18 protein-coding genes are annotated in these 19,851 nt (G+C 66.0%); all 18 read left to right on the forward strand.

Going from position 1 to position 19,851, the window contains the following annotated elements; all coding sequences use genetic code 11:
• Positions 1-64 precede the first annotated feature (64 nt).
• The 18 genes from ABIC47_RS08740 to ABIC47_RS08825 all read left to right on the forward strand — a co-directional run bounded on the left by ABIC47_RS08740 (position 65) and on the right by ABIC47_RS08825 (position 19,850).
• Positions 65-1,096 (forward strand): thiamine pyrophosphate-dependent enzyme, encoded by a 1,032-nt coding sequence (locus ABIC47_RS08740; RefSeq protein WP_089874701.1) that lies wholly within the window; start codon positions 65-67, stop codon positions 1,094-1,096.
• A gap of 10 nt (positions 1,097-1,106) precedes the next feature.
• Positions 1,107-2,081: an alpha-ketoacid dehydrogenase subunit beta gene (locus tag ABIC47_RS08745; RefSeq protein ID WP_354480128.1), complete on the forward strand. Its 975-nt coding sequence runs from the start codon at positions 1,107-1,109 to the stop codon at positions 2,079-2,081.
• Positions 2,074-2,397: a biotin/lipoyl-containing protein gene (locus ABIC47_RS08750; protein WP_018189959.1), complete on the forward strand. Its 324-nt coding sequence runs from the start codon at positions 2,074-2,076 to the stop codon at positions 2,395-2,397. The genes ABIC47_RS08745 and ABIC47_RS08750 overlap by 8 nt, the downstream gene beginning before the upstream one ends.
• A 6-nt stretch (positions 2,398-2,403) precedes the next feature.
• The gene (locus ABIC47_RS08755) at positions 2,404-3,132 is read left to right on the forward strand and encodes an alpha/beta fold hydrolase (protein WP_354479471.1); all 729 of its coding nucleotides are present in this window, start codon (positions 2,404-2,406) and stop codon (positions 3,130-3,132) included.
• A 53-nt stretch (positions 3,133-3,185) separates the two neighbouring features.
• Positions 3,186-3,866 carry a hypothetical protein gene (locus ABIC47_RS08760; RefSeq protein WP_354479474.1) on the forward strand — a complete coding sequence of 227 codons (681 nt, stop codon included), beginning with the start codon at positions 3,186-3,188 and terminating at the stop codon, positions 3,864-3,866.
• The gene (locus ABIC47_RS08765) at positions 3,866-10,057 is read left to right on the forward strand and encodes an RHS repeat-associated core domain-containing protein (protein WP_354479476.1); all 6,192 of its coding nucleotides are present in this window, start codon (positions 3,866-3,868) and stop codon (positions 10,055-10,057) included. Before ABIC47_RS08760 ends, ABIC47_RS08765 begins: the two co-directional genes overlap by 1 nt.
• Positions 10,057-10,524: a hypothetical protein gene (locus ABIC47_RS08770; protein WP_089874705.1), complete on the forward strand. Its 468-nt coding sequence runs from the start codon at positions 10,057-10,059 to the stop codon at positions 10,522-10,524. The genes ABIC47_RS08765 and ABIC47_RS08770 overlap by 1 nt, the downstream gene beginning before the upstream one ends.
• 318 nt (positions 10,525-10,842) lie before the next feature.
• Complete coding sequence (locus ABIC47_RS08775; RefSeq protein ID WP_354479480.1) at positions 10,843-11,538, forward strand: hypothetical protein; 696 nt, start codon at positions 10,843-10,845, stop codon at positions 11,536-11,538.
• Positions 11,535-12,008, forward strand: coding sequence for a hypothetical protein (locus tag ABIC47_RS08780; RefSeq protein ID WP_354479483.1), 474 nt, complete (start codon positions 11,535-11,537; stop codon positions 12,006-12,008). Before ABIC47_RS08775 ends, ABIC47_RS08780 begins: the two co-directional genes overlap by 4 nt.
• 20 nt (positions 12,009-12,028) lie before the next feature.
• Complete coding sequence (locus ABIC47_RS08785; RefSeq protein ID WP_354479486.1) at positions 12,029-12,556, forward strand: hypothetical protein; 528 nt, start codon at positions 12,029-12,031, stop codon at positions 12,554-12,556.
• A gap of 25 nt (positions 12,557-12,581) precedes the next feature.
• Positions 12,582-13,652, forward strand: coding sequence for an RHS repeat-associated core domain-containing protein (locus tag ABIC47_RS08790; RefSeq protein ID WP_354479489.1), 1,071 nt, complete (start codon positions 12,582-12,584; stop codon positions 13,650-13,652).
• Positions 13,653-14,096: 444 nt separating this feature from the next.
• Positions 14,097-14,621 (forward strand): hypothetical protein, encoded by a 525-nt coding sequence (locus ABIC47_RS08795; protein WP_354479492.1) that lies wholly within the window; start codon positions 14,097-14,099, stop codon positions 14,619-14,621.
• Positions 14,622-15,470: 849 nt separating this feature from the next.
• Positions 15,471-16,127, forward strand: coding sequence for a hypothetical protein (locus tag ABIC47_RS08800; RefSeq protein WP_354479495.1), 657 nt, complete (start codon positions 15,471-15,473; stop codon positions 16,125-16,127).
• 77 nt (positions 16,128-16,204) lie between these two features.
• On the forward strand, positions 16,205-16,333 hold the full coding sequence (locus tag ABIC47_RS08805; protein ID WP_354479498.1) for a hypothetical protein: 129 nt from the start codon (positions 16,205-16,207) through the stop codon (positions 16,331-16,333).
• Positions 16,334-16,381: 48 nt separating this feature from the next.
• Positions 16,382-17,167, forward strand: coding sequence for a hypothetical protein (locus ABIC47_RS08810; protein WP_354479501.1), 786 nt, complete (start codon positions 16,382-16,384; stop codon positions 17,165-17,167).
• Between the two features lie 26 nt (positions 17,168-17,193).
• Positions 17,194-17,739: a hypothetical protein gene (locus ABIC47_RS08815; RefSeq protein ID WP_089874713.1), complete on the forward strand. Its 546-nt coding sequence runs from the start codon at positions 17,194-17,196 to the stop codon at positions 17,737-17,739.
• Positions 17,740-17,847: 108 nt separating this feature from the next.
• On the forward strand, positions 17,848-18,387 hold the full coding sequence (locus ABIC47_RS08820; protein ID WP_354479504.1) for an Lrp/AsnC family transcriptional regulator: 540 nt from the start codon (positions 17,848-17,850) through the stop codon (positions 18,385-18,387).
• Positions 18,387-19,850, forward strand: coding sequence for an NAD-dependent succinate-semialdehyde dehydrogenase (locus ABIC47_RS08825; protein ID WP_018189967.1), 1,464 nt, complete (start codon positions 18,387-18,389; stop codon positions 19,848-19,850). The genes ABIC47_RS08820 and ABIC47_RS08825 overlap by 1 nt, the downstream gene beginning before the upstream one ends.
• Position 19,851 lies beyond the last annotated feature (1 nt).

Raw genomic sequence — 19,851 nt, forward strand, 5'->3', positions numbered from 1 at the left:
GACAGTCTGACCAGCTCGGACTGTGCGTGTTGCTCGATCGTGGGCGGTGCGCGAAAGTGGCGTCATGACCATGACCACCACCGAGCGCGCCGCCGCGGCGCGCCCCGACGACGCAGCGCTGCTCCGGCGGCTGTACCGGACGATGGCGACCGTCCGGCGCCTCGACCTCGACGGGGTCGCGATGCAGCGCCAGGGCATCATCCCCGGCTACGCCCCGATGCGCGGTCAGGAGGCCGCCCAGGTGGGCAGCGCCGCCGCCCTCGATCTCACCCGCGACTTCGCCTTCCCGACCTACCGTGAGCTCGGCGTCGCGGTCGCCATGGGCGTCGACCCGGTGGCGTACCTGGCATCGCACCAGGGCGCCTGGCACGGCGGACTCTGGGATGCGGCTACCGCACGGCTCGCCCCGATCAACGCCGTGGTCGGCGGCGCCGTCACCCACGCCGTCGGCTGGGGGCTCGGCGCGAAGCTCGACCGCACCGGGGGAGTGGCGATCGCCTACTTCGGCGACGGCGCCAGCTCGCAGGGCGACATCCACGAGGCTATGAACACCGCGGCCGTCTCGCAGCTCCCCGTCGTGTTCTTCTGCCAGAACAACGGCTGGGCCATCTCCGTGCCCACCGAGCAGCAGGTCGCCGGCGGGTCCGTCGCGGCGCGCGGCGCCGGATACGGGATGCCGGGCGTGCGCATCGACGGAAACGACGTCCTCGCCGTCTACGACGCGACCACCGAAGCCCTCGAGCGCGCCCGTACCGGCGGCGGACCGACCATCATCGAGGCGATGACCTACCGCATGGGCCCGCACTCCACGTCCGACGACCCCGGTCGATATCGCACCCTCGACGAGGAGCAGAGCTGGCTCGCGCGCGACCCGCTCGCCTTGTGCGAGCAGCAGCTGCGCCAGACCGGGACCGTCGGGGACGAGTTCTTCGCCGAGGTCGCCGACACCGCCGGCGCCCTCGCCGACCGGGTGCGCGACGACGTCGCCGCCCTCGGAGGACGCCCCGCCGAGGAGATGTTCGACTTCGTCTTCTCCGACCCGCCCGCCGCCCTCCTCGGGCAACGCCGAGCCTGGGAGGAGTCTCGCCTTGGCTGAGCTCAGCACGATGCAGCGCGCCCTGAACCGCGCGCTCGACGACGCGCTCGCCGCCGACGACCGCACCCTCGTCTTCGGTGAGGACGTCGGAACCCTCGGCGGCGTCTTCCGGGTCACGGACGGCCTGAAGGCCAAGTACGGCGGCGACCGCGTGTTCGACACCACGCTCGCCGAGTCCGGGATCATGGGCATGGCGGTCGGGCTCGCGATGGCCGGATGGCGGCCGGTGCCGGAGATCCAGTTCGACGGCTTCTCCTATCCCGCCGTCGACCAGATCGTGAACCAGGTGGCGCGTATGCACTACCGCAGCCGCGGCGCGTTCGGGATGCCGATCACGCTGAGACTGCCGAGCTTCGGCGGCATCCGCGCGCCCGAGCACCACGGCGAAAGTCTGGAGGCGCTGTTCGCGCACGTCCCCGGCCTGAAGGTCGTGGCGCCCTCGACGCCGGCTGAGGCCTACACGCTGCTGCGGCAGTCGATCGACGACCCGGACCCGGTCATCTTCCTCGAACCGAAGTCGCGCTACTGGCACAAGGAGCCGGTCTCGCTGGACGAGCCGGAGGAGCGCCTGCCCGTCGGAACCTCTCGCGTCGTCCGTCCGGGAAAGCACGTCACCCTGGTGGCGTGGGGTGCCATGGTCGCCCGCTGCCTCCAGGCGGCGGAGCTCGGCGCCGAGGACGGCGTGGAGATCGAGGTCGTCGACCTGCGCTGGCTCAAGCCGATCGACGCCGACGGGCTCGCCGCCTCCGTCGCACGGACCCGCCGAGCCGTCGTCGTGCACGAGGCGCCGCTCACCGCCGGGCTCGGCGCCGAGGTGAGCGCCCTCATCACCGAGCGCTGCTTCGACGACCTGAAGGCACCCGTCCAGCGCGTCACCGGGTGGGACGTCCCCTATCCGTCGCCGGTGCTGGAGGATGAGTACCTGCCGTCCATCGACCGCATCCTGGACGCCGTCCAGAAGACCCTGGAGTACCGCCGTGGCTGAACGAACCTTCGACCTCCCCGACCTGGGTGAGGGCCTGCAGGAGGCGACCGTGCTGGAGTGGCTGGTCGCCGAGGGCGACCACGTCGAGCGCAACGCGCCCCTCGTCGAGGTCGAGACGACCAAATCGGCCGTCGAGCTGCCGTCCCCGCAGTCCGGTGTGGTCGCGCGCTTCCACGTCGCCGAGGGCGAGGCGCTCGAGGTGGGCGCCCCTCTCGTGACGTTCACCGTCGAGGACGACCAGGCCGGCATCGTCGGCACCGTCCCGACGGAGGAGGCCCCGCGCCGCCGCGTCCGCCTCTCGCTGCCGGAGGACTGACCCGGGATGCGCATCCACGTCGACAGGCACCCGGGCGACGACCCCGTGCTGCTGGTCCACGGCTTCGCGTCGACCGGCTCGCTCACCTGGGACGCGACCGGCTGGATCCGTGCGCTCGCCGAGGCGGGTCGCGGCGCGATCGTCCCGGACCTCCGCGGTCACGGCGCCAGCGAGGCGCCGCACGACGCCGACGCGTACTCGCCCGACATCCTCGCCGGCGACCTCCTGGCCGTCCTCGACGAGCAGGATGTCGAACGCGTGGATGTGATGGGCTACTCGATGGGCAGCTGGGTGTCGCTCGCGCTCGCCGCACTCGCGCCCGACCGCGTGCGCCGGCTCGTGATCGGCGGCGTCGGCACGGTCGAGCAGTTCGGTCACTGGGGCGTCTCGGCGGTGCAGTCCGCCCTCCATGACGACGCCTCCGCGCTCGACCCCGCCAGCCCGTTGGCACCGCTGCTCGCCTCCCTCCGCCAGGCTCCGGGCGTCGATCGCGAGGCGCTCGCGGCCTGCGCCGCGGGGATGGCCGCGCATCCGCTCCCGCTGGCGAGCTCCGTCCCCACGATGCTCGTCGTCGGCGATGCGGATCCCGTGGCGGACGGTGCCGACGAGGCCGCGCGTCTGCTGAGCGCCGAGCTCGTCGTGCTGCCGCGCCGCAACCACGTCACCACGTTGAGCGCCCGCGGCTTCAAGCAGGCTGCTCTGCCCTTCCTGGGAGCTTCGGTCAGCGTGCCGTAATCTTCTATCTGATATTCGCGTCATGAACGCGAACGAGGTGCGTCGTACTTAGTGTGCGGCGCATTTCTCATCTCCCCTCCGCAGCTTCCCGGCTGCTTCTCTCCGTCCTCGCCACGGCGCTGCTCTGCGCCGGGCTGACGCTGGCTGCTGCGCCGCTCGCGGCCACGGCAATCACATCCGCGGCGGCGCCATGTCCCGCCACGGCGGACGTCTCCGCCTGCGACGCCGATCGCGACACCGTCCCGGACACCGTGGAACGGGCCGTCTGCGGATCCGCCACCTGCGCATCCGGTCGTGAGGACCGCGACGATGACGGCGTCCCCGACTGGGTCGAGGTCCTGGCGTGCGGCACGACCGCGTGCGCATCCCCGACGAAGGACTCCGTCGGCGATGGCATCCCGGACTTCGCCCGCCAGATCGTGTGCGGGTCTTCAACGTGCTACACGGGCAACGCCGACCTCAACGGCAACGGAGTTCCGCGCTGGGCGTCGGTCGTCATCTGCGGTACGACCGCGTGCGCGACCGGGCATGAGGACTACGACGCCGACGGTGTGTCCGACGCGATCGAACTGGCCGCCTGTGTGATCGGAAGAGACGGTCTGGCCAGCACGGGGGCGACCATCGCGATCTGGCTGATCGCCGCACTTGCCGCCGGGCTGATCGCCACGGGGCTGGTTCTGGCGCGCAAGCGTCACCTGTTCGCCGCCGCCGTTCGCACGGACGCGGTCGTCTGATGCGCGCAACCATCCTGCGCGGCCTCGTGGCCGCGACGGCGATCACCGCGCTGACCGTCAGCGGCACGGCGACCCCCGCAGAGGCGTCGCCCTGGGAGACGGCGCGGCGTACCGCCGCCGCGACGCTCGCCGAGGTCCGCGCTGCGGCGACGGAATCCGCGGTCCGTATCGCGGCCGCGACGCAGCCGCCGGCGCCCGAGACCGAGGGCACCGTCCGACCGGACGCAGAAGTGACGATCTCCGCAAAGGACGCGGGTGTCTCGGCCACGTTCTCCGGCAACGATCTGCCCGGAGAACTGTCCGTCTCCGTCGGCGCGGCCGCACGAGACGCCCTCGTGTCCGCGCGGGCGGAGCAGCCAGGAGGCGGAATCCCGGTCTCCGAGCCGGTTCAGATCAGCGCGACCGACGCGGCGGGTGAACCCCACACCGCTTTCCCGGCCAAGCGCGTTCACACTCGTGGCGGTGGGAAGAAAGGCCCGATCGTCTCCAACATCGTCCCCGGAGTCGCGCTCTCCATCGCACCGGACACGGATGCGATCGAGGCGCAGGGCGTCGACCCGTCGAGCTTGAAGATCTACACCCGTGAGAAGGCGGGCGAGCCCTGGGCGGCCCTGCCGTCGTACTACGACGAGAAGAAGGGTGTGGTGCGAGGGGAGTCCACGCACCTCTCGCAGTTCGTCGTCATCGGCATCAAGTTCGTCCCGCCGCCGGGCCCGGTCGTCGTTCTCGACCCGGACAATGATGAGGGCCATGTGACGACGCCGGCGCCGCCCGTCTCAGAGCTCGGATACAACATCCGGCTGGCCCAGCAGGTGGCAGCGCTTCTGCGGCAGGACTGCCGCGCCTCGGTCGTGATCACCCGTGAAGATCCGTCCGTCCCGTTCATCAGCCGGGAGACGCGAGCCGGCATGATCACGGCGTCGAGCCCGGTTGCGACGTTGGGCATCGGCTTCAACACTCTCGACGGCGAATCGTGGGGTGGCGCCGATCCCGCGCTGGGCGGCTCTCAGGTCTACTCGCGCGGAAGGGCTCCTGACGACGCGCTGTCGAACTCGCTTGTCGGGAACCTGCCCACCTATACGACGCGACCGGCGAAGAACATGGGGAACAACGGCAACTTCCCCGGCAGCGAGTTCGACGGCGTGCCCGGGGCGTTCACGCATCTCGAAGCCCTGTTCCTCGACAACAACCTCGACCGCGCGATGGCGGATGCCGGCTTCTCCTACATCGCAAGCGGAGTGCTCACCGGCTTGGGTAAATGGCTCGAGACGCAGGGCTTCGACTGCACCGACCCCGTCACCGGCGGCTGGCCCGCGCCGCCGACGGCCGCGGAGATCGCCCGCTGGCGCATGCTCGGACTGCAGAACTACCTCACCTACGGCGGCGAACCGTTCTCCTTCTCCACCGGCAATCTCGTGGAGCAGGAGAAGCTCTTCTCCTTGCCCGGGCTCGGCGGATCCACCACCGAACTGACTCTCTTCTACAACTCGCAGGACGGCCGGCTCTCCCGCGTCGGGGCGGGATGGTCGTTCGGTCTGGGCGCGCGAGCCCAACGGTTCAGCGACGGCAGCGTGATGGTGGTCCGGGGCGACGGAGCGAGCTTCGTCTTCGCGCCGGACGGCCACGGAGGCTACTCCGCGGAACCGGGGTTGCATCAGACACTTTCCGAACAACCCGGCGGACACCTGCAGCTGAAGGATGTCTCCGGCGAGTCGTGGGTTTTCGATGCCGGCGACATCGAGGGCATCGGCGAGTTGATCTCTCACACGGACGCGAGCGGGAACACCACCGCGCTGAGCTATGGCCCGGCGAATCCCGAGGTGCACCAGTTCGCGCCGCTGAGCTCGATCACCGTCCCCGGAGGCCAGGTGATTCAGGTCGAATCGGATGCCGTCGGTCGCGTGGCGGCCTTCGTCCGACCCGGCGGAGACCGGTGGTCGCTGTCGTACGACGCGGCGGGTGACCTCACCACCGTGACTCTCCCGGACGGGCGGACGCATCGCTTCGGCTACGACGCCACGCATCAGCTGGTGACGGCGATCGATGCGACAGGCACGCAGTATCTGAAGAACGAGTACGACTCCGCCGGCAGGATCACCAAACAGTGGGATGCAGCGGGGAAGCTCCGGACGCTCGACTACTCCACCCCGGGCCAGACGACCTATACCGACACCCTCGGACGGGTCAGCGTCTACTCCTTCGACGCTTCGTTCCGGGTGACGAAGGTGAAGCATCCTGACGGCTCGACGGCATCGTTCCGCTTCGACGGCCAGAATGACGTCACGCGTTCGACGGACGAGAACGCGCACACCACGACGTACACGTACGACGGTTCCGGCAACATCCTGACCGAGACCGCCCCCAACGGCCGAGTGACCACGTACACCTACACACCCTCGGGTCGTGTCGCGACGAAGACGGACCCCGGCGGTGCGAAGGGTGCCGCCCGGACGTGGGCATACGAATACGACGGGGCCGGTCGCCTCACGGCGATCCATCAGCCCGATGGAACCACCGTCACGAACCGGTACGACGCGAGCGGCAACCTCGTCTCCGTCACGCAGCCGTCGGGCGCCGCGACGACCTACGGCCACGACGCGTCGGGCAACGTCACGACGGTCACCGACCCAACCGGAGCCATCACCCGCTACGCGTACGACGGTGCCGGCCGCATCACCTCCGTGACGGACCCGAACGGCCAGGCGACCGCCTACGTGTGGGACAGCGGCGACCGGCTGACGCAGGTAAGCGACGCCGCAGGCGGCGTGACCGCCTACAGCTACGAGCCGAACGATCACGTCGCCGCGGTCACCGATCCCCTCGGAGCGAAGAGCACGTTCGCGTGGGACGCGCTCTTCCATCTCACGTCGTCGACCAGCCCGGGCGGAGGGTCGATCGCCTATTCATACGATTCCGAGGACTCTCTGCTGGGCCAGAAGGATCCCCTCGGCGCCGCAACGACGTACGCGACAGACGGCCAGGACCGGGTGACCACGACGACCGATGCCAACGGCGGGACCTGGACCCGGGCATACGACGGCGTAGGGAACGTGACGTCGGTCACGTCACCGAGCGGCGCGACGACCACCTACCGGTACGACGCCATGGGCAACCTCACCGAGCAGAAGGACGCGACCGGCGCGACAACGCGCTACGGCTACGACGCTGTCGGCCGAATGGTTCAGCAGGTCGATCCGGACGGCGTCCGGACCCGTTACACGTACGACGTGCTGGATCGGGTCACCCGGATCACGGACGGCTTGGGCAAGCACACGGACTACGGGTATGACGTCGATGGCAACCTCACGTCGGTGACGAACCGCAATGGTCATGCCACGGTCTTCGCTTACGACGCGGCCGGTCGCATCACCGCATCCACGTCGCCCCTCGGCGAGACCACCTCTTTCGCGTACGACCCGGCGGGAAACCTGACCACGACCACCGATCCGCTGGGCCGGATCTCGAGCACCGCCTACACGCCGACGGGCCAGGTCGCGTCCACGACCGACCCTGCAGGCAACGTCACGACCTACGACTACGACGCCGCCGGGCAGCCGACGTCGGTGACCGATCCCAACGGTCACACGACGCGGTTCGCGTTCGATGCAGACGGCAGGCAGATATCGGTGACCGACCCGACCGGCGCCGTCACCTCATACGGCTACGATGCCGCCGGCCAGCAGACCTCGGTGTCGACGCCGAATGGCAGCACGACGCGCTACAGCTACGACCCCACGGGCCAACTGACCGCGGTGGTCGAGGCCTACTCGAAGGGCGGGAAGACCACTCCGACCGCGAACGTCACAACCGGCTACGCGTATGACCCCGACGGCAATCTGGCCCGAGTCACCGATCCGAACGGTCATGCCACCACGTACACGGTGGATGCCGCCGGCCGGGTCACGAGTGAACGCAACGCCGTCGGCAACACGACCAGGACCACCTACACCGCGGCGGGCCGGACGGCGTCGGTCGTCGCCGGGACCGGCGCGACGACGGCGTACAGCTACGACCGTCGCGGAAGCGTGACACGGCAGGACGCGGCCGGCGCCGTAGCGACCTTCGAATACGACGCCGATCAGAATCTCATCGCGGTGAAGGACCCGGGTGGCGTCACCGGCTTCGTCTACGACGAGGACGGGCGCACGACGACGCAGGTGGACCAGCAGGGCGGCAGGCTGTCGACCGCTTACGACAAGGCAGGTCAGACCACTCAGGTGACGCTGCCCACGGGCCAGAAGCTCGCGTACACCTACGACCAGGCGGGCAACGCGACGTCGCAATCGTCGCCGTGGGGCTCCCTGTCCTACCGGTGGGATGCGGCAGGGCTTCTGACGGAGCAGACACGCTCGACGGGCGTGACCAGTCGGTACGCCTATGACGCCGCCGACCGGGTGACCGGGATCACCCACACGACACCGCAGCCGGCAAAACCGTCCACGCCGTCGCCGACTCCGACCGCCGCGCCCTATGCGAAGGGTGATGCATCCGCAACGAAGTGCACGGGCGTCGCGGGCTACCTCGGTGCGCGCGCCCGGTCGACGAGCTCGGCCCCGCTCTGTGAGAGCACCGACGCCTACCTGAACGGTCGGGCGGTGCCCGCTCCCGCACATCCGGTGGCTGACGGCGGCTCGCTCTCGTACGGGTACACCTACGACGGAAACGGCAACGTTGTCGCGGCATCGCGGTCGATCCAGTCGGCGCCGAACCAGTTGGCGGAGGCCGGCTCCGACGTGCCGGTGAAGCCGGTCTCGGTGAAGAAGTCGACGGTGACCTATGCGTATGACTCGTTGGACCGGCTGACTGCGTCCAGGTCGTCGTCGGGTGAGAAGAACACGTACGCGTACGATCCGGCTGGGAATCGCACCGGGTGGTCGCGCTCGGGCGCGAAGGATGGCGATTTCCGTCAGCAGGCGACGTTCAATGACGCCAACCAACTGACCCAATCCGAGACGGCCGGCCGCGGTCGGGGCGTCGCGGCGGGGATCGCGTCGTACTCCTACGACGGCGCCGGCAACCGTGTCTCGCAGTCGGTGGGCGGAACCGCGACCCGATTCGGCTACAACCCGGCCGGCCAGACCACGCAGGTGAGCCGGGAGGGCCGGACCACCTCGTACGGCTACGACGGTCTGGGTCGCCGCACCACGGCGACGGAGCAGACTCGGTACGGCACCTCCACCACGCGTACGAGCTTCGACGGCCTGGATCCCGTGCAGTCGACCACGACTGGTGCGGGCACGACGACGCTGATCCGGGACGCGGTGGGTGCGTTGGCCGAGCATGTCACCGCGAACGGGGAGGCGACCTGGGATCTGCTGGACCGGTTGGGTTCCACCGTCGCCGGTGCGACCGGTGCGTCGATCACTCAGTTGTCGTCCTACGACGACTGGGGTGCTCAGCAGTTCGAGACCAGCGGCTGGTCGGCCCCGGAGAACTTCACCGGTGAAACCACGGACCCCACCCAGGGCCTGAACCACTATTACGCGCGCGCCTACGACCCGTCTGCGGCTGCCTGGACAAGCCAGGACCCGTGGCATGGGACCACGGATGAGCCGCGGTCGCAGCACCGATACGGGTACGCCTGGAACAACCCGACCAGCAACCTCGACATCGACGGCAACCTCTGCGCACGCGTCAACCCGAAATCCGATGCCCTCCCGGTGGGCTGTGGTGCGACTCCTGTGCAGGCGCACACCAACGTCGCAGACCGCTCCAAACCACCCGTCGCACCGCAGTACCCCCGCGAGACCCCAAAGGTGGAGAAGCCGAAGGCGGTCGGGCCCAACTCGCAGAACAACATCCAGGATCGGCATGACGTAGATTGGAAAGCGGTTGTCTCCAACGTCCTTGGGATCGTCGGGTTTGTTGCGGGCATCCTTGGATACGCGCCCGGTCCAGTCGGCCTAATTGCGAAGGTTGTCGGCGCAATTGCAGGCGCAGTTTCCGCCTTCTTGGCGTGCACGCCGACCATCAATGCGTCGTGCATACTCAACATCATTGGCGCTGCTGTGGCGGGCGCGGGATTTGGTCTCGGTGTCGCTGTCGCGGTCAAGAAGGCGTTGGGGCAGTTGGTTCCAATATTGCTTCAAGCCTTCGACGGCGGGATGAGCGCGCTTGGCAATTCGACCGACCTATTCAACCTGATAACGGGAATGGGTTGCACCATCGAGCCCGGGAGCTGTAAGCACTGATGGACTTCGCCTCGATAATCCTCTGGAACAAGAGCAAGCTGAACGGCGCACGGTGGGAATCCTGCATCCTGACTCTCGAAGCGGGGATGCTCGAGCTGCGAAACGATCGCGGCCTTGTATTCCGATCTCCGGCATCCCGCGTCACTTGCAGGTTCACGGTGCTGGGCTCGCTTGTGATCACCCTTCTCGGAGCCGAAGAGCCCTACGTACTGTCCGTCTATGGCAACTGGACCACGCCTCTCCCGACTGAGCGTCAGCTGGACCACTTGCGTCAGATTCAGGAGCGCCTGCACATCGCGCAGGTCCGCGGTTCAGTGATGACGGGATGGCACCGTGCCCTGACGTTGAACGGCGGTGAGGTGGTTGGGCGGAAAGGCAACGGCCTGGCATTCGTGATTGCTATCTGCCTGATCTCGATAGGCGCGTCGCTTGCGTTCATTGTTGCCGCAATCGTCGGCGCCATCTAAGTGGGGTTGCAGACGTGTGGCGCTGCCAGCCCTGCCGATGCGGCCTTCAGCACTTTCAATGGCTTCAGTATTGCTGGGTGCCCACTTGGCGCGATCGCTGCAGCGATTGGGGTAAGGCGGTCTCTGGCGAAGGACTTCATCCAAGGATTGACGCGGCGGGAAACCTTGGATGCGGTTCGAGCCTTCGAACGAGTAGCCGCCGGTGTGGGAGTCAACTTCGATCTGGCAGGCTCCTTCTCACCCTGGGAGGCTTGGTTTCGAATGCCTGATCGTTGGACGTGGACGCAAAGGCGCCAGAGAGTTCGGATCATTGCAGTAGTGACCTGGTCCGTCTTCGTTGTTGTCGGCATGGCGGCCGCTCTGTTGCGTTGGCCGCTCCTCCCGGCCCACCCCTTTTTGTTTTTCGTGGTGATCGCGGCCTTCGTCGTTCCCCCGGCCTGGATCCACATTGCGTGGATTCATTTCCCGGGCTACCTCTTCATGTCGAACAGAATTCGCCGTTTGTACGCCAGCGACCTGGTTGAGTCTCAGATTTCGCGGAACAGCAATCGTGGAAACCCTTACGGTGTTCCCTCCTTGCCGAACGACTTGCGGACCGCTGCCGAGGTGCCGTCGGCGCCCAATCACGAGTCGCGTCAGCAGAACGTCACTTCGGCCCGAGTGGTGTGGGAGGAGTACCTACTCGTGTCCAGCAGCATCCTTTGGCCGGGGAGACCAATGCCGCACACGACCCAGGCTGCACGTCTCGATATCAGTGCGGACGCTGTGACGCTTTCGGCCGGTCGCTGGCGGCCGGGCACTGTGTTCGAGCTTCCGATATCGAGCATCGTCGGGGTGTGGGACGGCAGGAAGATCGCGACGATCGACTCTGGACGTGTGCTCGTCCTCGTTGTCGATACTGGCCAGGATCGGGTTCTGTTGCCGTTCGAAATCATGCGCGGGAAGGGACAGCCAAGGAACAGGGATGCCGTCAAGGATCTCGTCCACATTGTGAACCAGCGCAGGTGGCAGTGAGATTCGACAAACCGCCCGTCGCACCGCAACCTCCGCGCATCCAACCGTCTCCCGAGAAGCAGAAGCCGGTCGGGCCCAACAGCCAGAACGACGAGCAGGCACGCCACGCTCCAGAGGCAAAAGAACTTCGAAAGCAACTCCAGACTTGGAGCAATATCTTGGGGGTTATCAGCGGTGCACTTGGTTTCGCGGCACTGTTTGCAGGTCCAGGGGGCGCGATAATCGGCGCCATTGCGTCTGCAGTTCTGGGAATCGCGGGAGCGGTTCTGGGATGTCTTGCCTCTGGAGTCAACGTCGACTGCATTGTCAACGTGATCCTCGCTTTGGTGCCTGCTGGCGCATCTGCGGTAACCCTGGGCCTCAGAAAAATCCTGACGCCCATCGTTCGTGCAGCTATCGATGCCGCAGGAGCAGCCATAGGCGGCCTAGGGGCATGGAAGAGTGCCGATGGCCTCGTGCCCTTGCGGTAGGGAAAGGTAGGGCCTTAACCGTGGAACCGATCTTGGTGGCACTGATGGTGCCGGCACTCGTAGTGGCCTTCTCTGTTGCACACGCTGTCGGCACTCGGCGTCAGTGGAAAGAGGGTGCTGCTCTTCGCAGAGCGAACGTACGCCAGCTACTCGGCGAGGTTCAGACCTACAACGTGGTTTGGGGCTTTGACACGAAGCGTGCCGTGACCAAGATCTCGCGGTTGCGAGACGAGGCTGTGAGACCAAAAGTGAGCCCGCATTTTGTGTTGGCGGTGTCGAGCGAGGGTCTCTGGTTGGTCCACGGAGCGCGCGGAGACCGAGGGATGACGGCCGTGCACGCGGAGGAATTCAGGTCGATCGAAACCGGCACCTTGGGTCCCTCCGTGTTCACTGCCTGGTTTATCAAGTGCGTGATCCGAGACCAGACGATCACCCTTCCCGTCCGAGTGAGTGACCCATCCAGCGACTTTCTCAACGCCAATTTCAAATGGGCGGAAACGATTGCTGGTCTGATCGCGGCGCAATTAGGGCCTGAAAGTGCGGACTGAGCTACCGACGGCAACCGCACTCAGGATGGCATCGCGCTATGACGGTCTGGGTCGCCGCACCATGGCGACGGAGGAGACCCGGTACGGCACCTCCACCACGCGCACGAGCTTCGATGGTCTGGATCCCGTGCAGTCGACCACCGCGGGTGCCGGCACGACGACGCTGATCCGGGACGCGGTGGGTGCGTTGGCCGAGCATGTCTCCGCGAACGGGGAGGCGACCTGGGATCTGCTGGACCGGCTCGGTTCCACCGTCGCCGGTGCGACCGGTGCGTCGATCACTCAGTTGTCGTCCTACGACGACTGGGGTGCTCAGCAGTTCGAAACCACCGGCTGGTCCGCCCCGGAGAACTTCACCGGTGAAACCACCGACCCCACCCAGGGCCTGAACCACTACTACGCGCGCGCCTACGACCCGTCGGCCGCCGCCTGGACCAGCCAGGACCCGTGGCATGGTCTGCTAGTGCGACCTCAGTCGCTGAACCGTTACGCCTACGTCGAGAACAACCCGGCCACGCTGACCGACCTGCTCGGCTTCGCGCCGATCTCGGACATCTTCAAGCGACCCGGAACCCAGCCGTGGCACCCGCCGCTGCTCCCGTCGACCAATCGCCCGGTCCCCGCCAACCCGCCGCCACCGGTCCCCGTCTTCGACAAGGGCGGCAAGCCCATCGACTACAGCAAGTCGAAGGCGGTCGGACCCAACTCGCAGAACAACATCCAAGATCGGCATGACGTCGACTGGGAACTCATCGGAACCATATTCGGCGTGGTCTCGGGAGTCGCGGGACTGTTCTTCTGGGTGCCGTATGCGGGCCCGGTTTTTGCAGCAATCTCAGCTGCGGCGGGCCTCGTGAGCACAGCGATCTCATGTCTGAGCGCGTTCTCGTCACCGACCGCTCCAGACTGGGCAGACTGCATCATTGGAGCTGTCCTCACGGCGGTTCCGTTTATACCCCTGGTGCTCAAGAACTGGATTAGGGGGATGGTGATTGACATGGTCAGGGGCGCGGTGCAGGCAATCAGTAGTTCGGGCAGCGGGCTAGCGGTCGGTGAGAACGGTGGAAAACTGATCAGCAAGGTTTCGGGCAAATAATGGCCACCCGCGATGAAGTCCGAGCGCCTGATTCTCGGTTTCCTGGTAAATTGCTCCGTCCTTCGGCAAGGTCGTTGCTCCGAGTTGCAATCGCTTCACTGCTCGTGTGCGTATCGACCGCATTGTTGGGTGCTGTGTCGCTCCTGTTTCCGGCTGTCCTTGTGCCTGTCGTCATCCAGGCTGGCAGTGCGGTGATTCTGGGCGCTCTGTGCCTGGCAGTTCTCGGCTATCTCGGTGGGCGACTCCTCGCTTCAAGGGAGGCGCGAGCCGGTTACACCACGTTGCCGAATCGGTACCGAGACCTTTCGCAGGTGCATCCGCGGACGGGCAAAATCGTTCGGGAGGCTGGCGAGACGTACCGCGCGCCCTACGAGCGGTTTCGCTGACGGCCTCGATGCAGGCAGCGTTGTACGGAAGGCAAGAACCAGGAATGAGGCTCATACTGTGAACGGCGGAGTCCTCGGGCTATTGATCGTGTCGGGATTCGTAGCAGTCGCCTTGATCATTACGCTTGTCGTAAATAAGCGTGTAATGCGTCAGGATCGCGCCCGGCGTTGTGCTTTAGGCGTTCAGGGTCAAGCGATTGTTCTGACCGGTATTTACGGGTCACAAACCAACTTCGTATTGAAGCGCATAGCTCGGGCTGAAAATCGAGCTTTCACTCCTACGGGGTTACGGTTCACTGTAATCGTAGACAGCGATGCGATGACGTGGTGGCGCGGTGCCGAGGACCCCCTACTGATTGCGCGCTTTCCACTCCAATCAATTCGGGATGTGGGCTCCGGAACGACGAGTTTCGGAAATAGCACCTTCCCGACGATTTTCTTCGGTGTGGCGGTGAATGGGCGCACATTCGACCTCCAACTCAGAGTCGCAAATGCCAAGGGGGTCTGGAACGCGACTGCGATGGAGCGCGACCGCTTTGCGTCCGCGATTCGTGAGCGTGTTGAGGCCACGCGGCTCGAGTAGACCACCTCGAGTGTTTCGCCCGGATGCAGGGGCCCGATCGTTTGGACTTGGTGATGACTTTCGAAGCCACAATTGGACTGGCAGTTTCGGCGTCCGTTGCGCTCCTGTCCGGCGCCATACTCATCATCTGGCGGAATCGAATTGCGCATTGGTATCGCAATGTGTTCAACATGGCGGGGAGCCTCGGCGACCCTTTCGCAAAGGCCGCAACACCGCGAACTGTGGCATTCGTCGGTTGGACCGCGGTTGCTATCGGCGTTTTCAACGCTGCCAGACTTCTAATCGGGTTGCTTAGTTGATGCATGACCCGCTGACCTTGGCCATGATCCTGGCCGTCGGCCTGCTCTCCCTCGGAATGGGCGCCGCTCTCATCGTTTGGCGCAGGGCTGTCCAGCGGATCCTCGCAAGGTCTGGGCTGTCACTAAGTCAAGCTGTGGTGGCGATTGCCCTCAATTCTGGCTTTCTGTTGGTCGTTGGAGTGGGCGCTGTCGTGCTTAGCGTGCTGCTGCAATGAACGCGGTCCCGACCGCATGACGAGTAAACGAGCGAGTTTCGCAGCATCTGTGGGACGTGCTGGCAACCGGGTCTCGCAGTCGGTGGGTGGGACCGCGACCCGGTTCGGCTACAACCCGGCCGGGCAGACCACAGAATCGCTATTTGGCTGCGTGCTGGGCGCTATTGGCTCAGTTCTAGGCATCAGCGCAAGTGCGTTCAGGGCGGCAATCGAAGCTCTTCAAGACGCGTCGCGGGTCTTGGACAAAGGCCTTGCAATCCTTGGCATCAAAGGTGACCTGGTGGGGTTCTTCGCGGGTTTGAGAGACCAGCTCGAAGGATAACCTCCTCATTCTCATGAAAGTACGTATGGTGAAGAAACGCTCCATCAGGGTGGTGGTTCCCGTCACGATTGGCATGCTCCTTGTAGGTGTTGACGTCGTCGGAGTTTTCTACAAGGCCTCGGTGGCGGGGGTTGACGCCACGACCGTTCTTCTGGCGCTCCCCAGTTGCTTCGCAGTGGTAGCCGGTGGCTGTCTCGCGGGGGTGTCCCTGATCGGGCGGTCGCGTGCGGCGAGGACAGAGGCTCTGACGAGAATGTTCCCGGAGGCTGTGATCGAAAACGTCAACGACCAGCCGGGTAATCAGCTGTATCGGTTTCGCAGTCTTGTCAGCGACCCCAACCTTGTGTCCAGACGACGACTCGGGCGGCCAAGCGTGTCGATCGTTGTGGTTTCCGATTCCATTCAAGGGTGGGTAGGTTCTGTGCGGCCTCGACGGGCCTTTCTGCTTCCAAAGACATCAATTACCTCCATTTCGCTGAGCGAGCACCAGGCGACACCGATTGCGGCCAAGCCTTCAATGAAGGTCGGATTGAATGTCGGGGGAACCATCGGAGAACTGCACTTCGTTTTCGGCGGGGGAAAGTCGCGAAACTCTTGGTCGCTCATGAACGAGGCCCAAACTGGAGAGGTCGTCCGCAAGGTACAGACGAAGCTTGGCTGTCCACGTTGATCGAACTCGAAGGCGGACACCGTAGAGAGCTTCCAGGCCTGGATCGCACGTGGACACAACCCTCGAGTCTCGCTTCGATGCCCGCGGGTAACCGGGTCTCGCGATCGGTGGGGCGGAACCCCGACCGGTTCGGCTACAACCCGGCGGGGGAGACCACAGAGGTGAGCGGCACGACGACGCTGATCCGGGATGCGGTGGGTGCGTGACATCTCTGACCATCCAGTCCAAGGTTCAGCGGGAAGTGGCGAAAACCGATGTTTGATGACTGGGACTGGCAGGCACGGAAGCGATTTTTCTTCGCGGCCAAGCTGGCTGCGTGGGCGTTGTCGGTTCCCGTCATCTTGGTTCTGGTGAACCTCATGTTGCCGGGCATCTTCGCTGTACCCTGGCTCGCGTTTGTGGTCTGTGCGGGATTCTTGGCCGTACCCGCGTGGCTGCAGGTGATGTGGACGAACGAACCCGGCTACTTCATGATCTCCAGGCTGAGCTACGAGGACGCGGTCGCGCGTCAGGTCTCGCTGGCTGAACGCCGACGGTCGCTCGGGGCCGGGTCTGACCCCGAGTCAGACTGGAAGAACCTCGTCGTCAGCCAGCGAGAAAGCGGAGCACCGCATTTGCGCTTGTCCATCCGGACCGATTGGGACCAGTGGCTCTTCGTAAGCGCCATGCTCCTCGGCGTCGAAGACCCGGACCCACTTACGAGCTCGACTGCCCGAGTGGACGTGTCGCCCGAAGGCATTCGCATCCTGCCCGGTTACTTGTGGCCCGGCGTCATCCTCGATCTGGCCGCATCGGAGATCGTCGGCATCTGGATGGGCTCCGAGCTGACCACCATCGGCGGCAGGCAGGTTCTCGTCCTCACCGTCAGGAGCGGCGAAGATGAGATCCTTCTGCCCTTCCAGGTCCATAGCTGGCGAACGGAAGAGGGACGATCCAAGAACGTCGGTGACCTCGTGGCCGCCCTGGAACGCGTGTGGGGCGTGAGCAGGGATGTGCCCCCGCCCGCCCCGCCCATTCGCCCGCGCCGGATTCGATCGTGAAAAGCGGAAGCGCGGTGATGAATCCGATGGTCGAGCACAACGGGGTCGCCCTCATCGCTGTTGCAGTCGTACTGCTCGGCGTGCTCTCAGCGGCTGTCGCCCACGCCCTTGTCACCCGACGCACCTGGCGCGACGGTGAGCCGGCACGAACGTCGAATGTCCGAGATCTGGTGGGAGCGGCGCAGACGTTCAATGCCGTCTGGGGGCTGGACACCATATATGCGGTCAAGAAGATCGCGAAGCTCCGTGGCGAGAGCACACCCCCGCGGGTGAGCCCCCACTTCGTCGTCGCTGTGTCGAGCGAAGGTCTGTCCATCGTTCACGGGCATCGAGGCGACCAGGGGCTCACGATTGTTCATCCCGCAGAGTTCCGATCCATCCGGGCGGGCGTGGCCGGTCCCGGCGCTTACACCGCTTGGTACCTCTCCTGCGAAGTCGTGGGAGCAAAGGTCACGCTCCCGATCCGGGTGAGCCATCCCTCGAGCGACTTCCTCGTCGCCGAGTATGCCTGGGCTCAGGAGGCTGCTGCAGCTATTTCCGAGATCCTCGGACCACAGACTCCACCACGTTGAGCGCCCGCGGCTTCAAGCAGGCTGCTCTGCCCTTCCTGGGAGCTTCGGTCAGCGTGCCGTAGGCGCGTACCCTGCGTCGTACGATGTGCGAGGACCGAAGGAGGCCGCATGATCGACAAGCTCGACGCCGATCTGATCGCGCTGCTCACCGAGGAGCCGCGGCTCGGCGTGTTCGAGGCCTCGCGGCGTCTCGGGGTGGCGCGGGGGACCGTGCAGGCGCGGCTGGATCGGCTCCAGCGGTCCGGGGTCGTGCGCGACTTCGCGCCGACGATCGACACCGACCGGCTCGGGTACCCGGTGACCGCTTTCGTGACCGCGGAGATCGCCCAGGGCGACCGGGATGTCACCGTCGTCGAGCACCTGCAGGCCATCCCCGAAGTGCTCGAAGTGCACACCATCACGGGTGCCGGTGACCTGATGATCCGCGCCGTCGCCCGCTCCAACACCGATCTGCAGCGGGTGATCGACCGCATCGTCAGCGATCCGGGCATCATGCGGACGTCCACGGTCATCGCCCTCGCCACCAAGATCGACCACCGAGCGGTGCCGCTCGTCCAGGCGGCGGTGGCCCCCGACGACGACACGAAGAGCGACGACACCCAGAACGATGCGCAGAACGACGCGAAGAACGAGGAGGAACGCGGCTGATGGATGAGAAGGCTCTGCTGGAGCGTGTGCCGGACGGACTCTACATCGGAGGGGAGTGGACGACCGGATCGGCGGGTACCTTCCCGGTGTACGACCCGGCGACGGGCGACAAGCTCATGGACATCGCCGACGCGTCGCCGGAGGACGGCATCCGTGCGCTCGACGCCGCCGTCGCCGCAGCCGATGCCTGGGCCGCGACGCCTGCCCGGACTCGCGGCGAGATCCTCCGCCGCGCCTTCGACCTGCTGCAGGAGCGGCGTGACGAGTTCGCGCTGCTGATGACGCTCGAGATGGGCAAACCCCTCGCCGAGGCGAGCGGCGAGGTCACCTACGGCGGCGAGTTCCTGCGCTGGTTCTCGGAGGAGGCGGTGCGCATCTCCGGCCGCTACGGGAGCAACCCGGAAGGCACCGGGCGGATGATCGTCTCGCAGCATCCCGTCGGCCCCTGCTTCCTGATCACGCCGTGGAACTTCCCCCTCGCGATGGCGACGCGGAAGATCGCTCCGGCGCTCGCCGCGGGCTGCACGGTCGTCATCAAGCCGGCGGAGCTCACACCGCTGACCACGCTCTACTTCGCCAAACTGCTGGAGGATGCGGGGCTCCCCGGCGGCGTGCTCAACGTCGTCACGACGACGACCTCCGGCAAGGTGTCGGCTCCGATCATCGCGGACCCGCGGCTGCGGAAGCTGTCGTTCACCGGCTCGACGGAGGTCGGCCGGAAACTGCTGCAGCAGGCGTCCGAGAACGTGCTCCGTACGTCCATGGAGCTCGGCGGCAACGCGCCGTTCGTCGTATTCGACGACGCCGACCTCGACAAGGCGGTCGACGGCGCGATGCTGGCCAAGTTCCGAAACATCGGCGAGGCCTGCACGGCGGCCAACCGGTTCATCGTGCACGAGGACGTCGCCGACGAGTTCGCCCGACGTGTGACCGAGCGCGTGAACGGCCTGAAGGTCGGCCGCGGGACCGACGACGGCGTCACCATCGGCCCCCTGATCAACGAGGATGCGATCGACAAGGCGTCGGAGCTGCTGCAGGATGCGGTCAGCCGTGGCGCGTCCGTGCTCACCGGCGGCTCGCGCGTCGGCGGGACGGGCACCTTCTTCGAGCCGACGGTCGTGACCGATGTACGTCCGGGCAGCGAGATCCTCCGCCAGGAGATCTTCGGGCCGGTGCTGTCCATCATCCGCTTCTCCGACGAGGACGAGGCGGTGCGGCTCGCGAACGACACCGAGTACGGGCTCGTCTCCTACGTCTTCACCAAGGACCTGGCCCGCGGCCAGCGGATGATCGAACGCCTCGAGACCGGGATGATGGGCCTCAATGTCGGCGTCGTCTCCAACGCTGCGGCCCCGTTCGGCGGTGTGAAGCAGTCCGGGCTGGGACGCGAGGGCGGCTTCGAGGGCATCCACGAGTACCTGAACACGAAGTACACGCTCACCCCGAACCCGTTCGGAGCCTGAC

It is taken from the genome of Leifsonia sp. 563, assembly GCF_040545055.1.
GTDB lineage: Bacteria > Actinomycetota > Actinomycetes > Actinomycetales > Microbacteriaceae > Leifsonia.

What these genes read in the sequence shown, in the direction of transcription:
- ABIC47_RS08740 (WP_089874701.1), top strand. Translation starts at nt 65, where the DNA reads ATGACCATGACCACCACCGAGCGCGCCGCCGCGGCGCGCCCCGACGAC.
- ABIC47_RS08810 (WP_354479501.1), top strand. Translation starts at nt 16,382, where the DNA reads ATGTTTGATGACTGGGACTGGCAGGCACGGAAGCGATTTTTCTTCGCG.
- ABIC47_RS08765 (WP_354479476.1), top strand. Translation starts at nt 3,866, where the DNA reads ATGCGCGCAACCATCCTGCGCGGCCTCGTGGCCGCGACGGCGATCACC.
- ABIC47_RS08825 (WP_018189967.1), top strand. Translation starts at nt 18,387, where the DNA reads ATGGATGAGAAGGCTCTGCTGGAGCGTGTGCCGGACGGACTCTACATC.
- ABIC47_RS08755 (WP_354479471.1), top strand. Translation starts at nt 2,404, where the DNA reads ATGCGCATCCACGTCGACAGGCACCCGGGCGACGACCCCGTGCTGCTG.
- ABIC47_RS08790 (WP_354479489.1), top strand. Translation starts at nt 12,582, where the DNA reads ATGGCATCGCGCTATGACGGTCTGGGTCGCCGCACCATGGCGACGGAG.
- ABIC47_RS08745 (WP_354480128.1), top strand. Translation starts at nt 1,107, where the DNA reads ATGCAGCGCGCCCTGAACCGCGCGCTCGACGACGCGCTCGCCGCCGAC.
- ABIC47_RS08815 (WP_089874713.1), top strand. Translation starts at nt 17,194, where the DNA reads ATGGTCGAGCACAACGGGGTCGCCCTCATCGCTGTTGCAGTCGTACTG.
- ABIC47_RS08820 (WP_354479504.1), top strand. Translation starts at nt 17,848, where the DNA reads ATGATCGACAAGCTCGACGCCGATCTGATCGCGCTGCTCACCGAGGAG.
- ABIC47_RS08800 (WP_354479495.1), top strand. Translation starts at nt 15,471, where the DNA reads ATGAAAGTACGTATGGTGAAGAAACGCTCCATCAGGGTGGTGGTTCCC.
- ABIC47_RS08805 (WP_354479498.1), top strand. Translation starts at nt 16,205, where the DNA reads ATGCCCGCGGGTAACCGGGTCTCGCGATCGGTGGGGCGGAACCCCGAC.
- ABIC47_RS08770 (WP_089874705.1), top strand. Translation starts at nt 10,057, where the DNA reads ATGGACTTCGCCTCGATAATCCTCTGGAACAAGAGCAAGCTGAACGGC.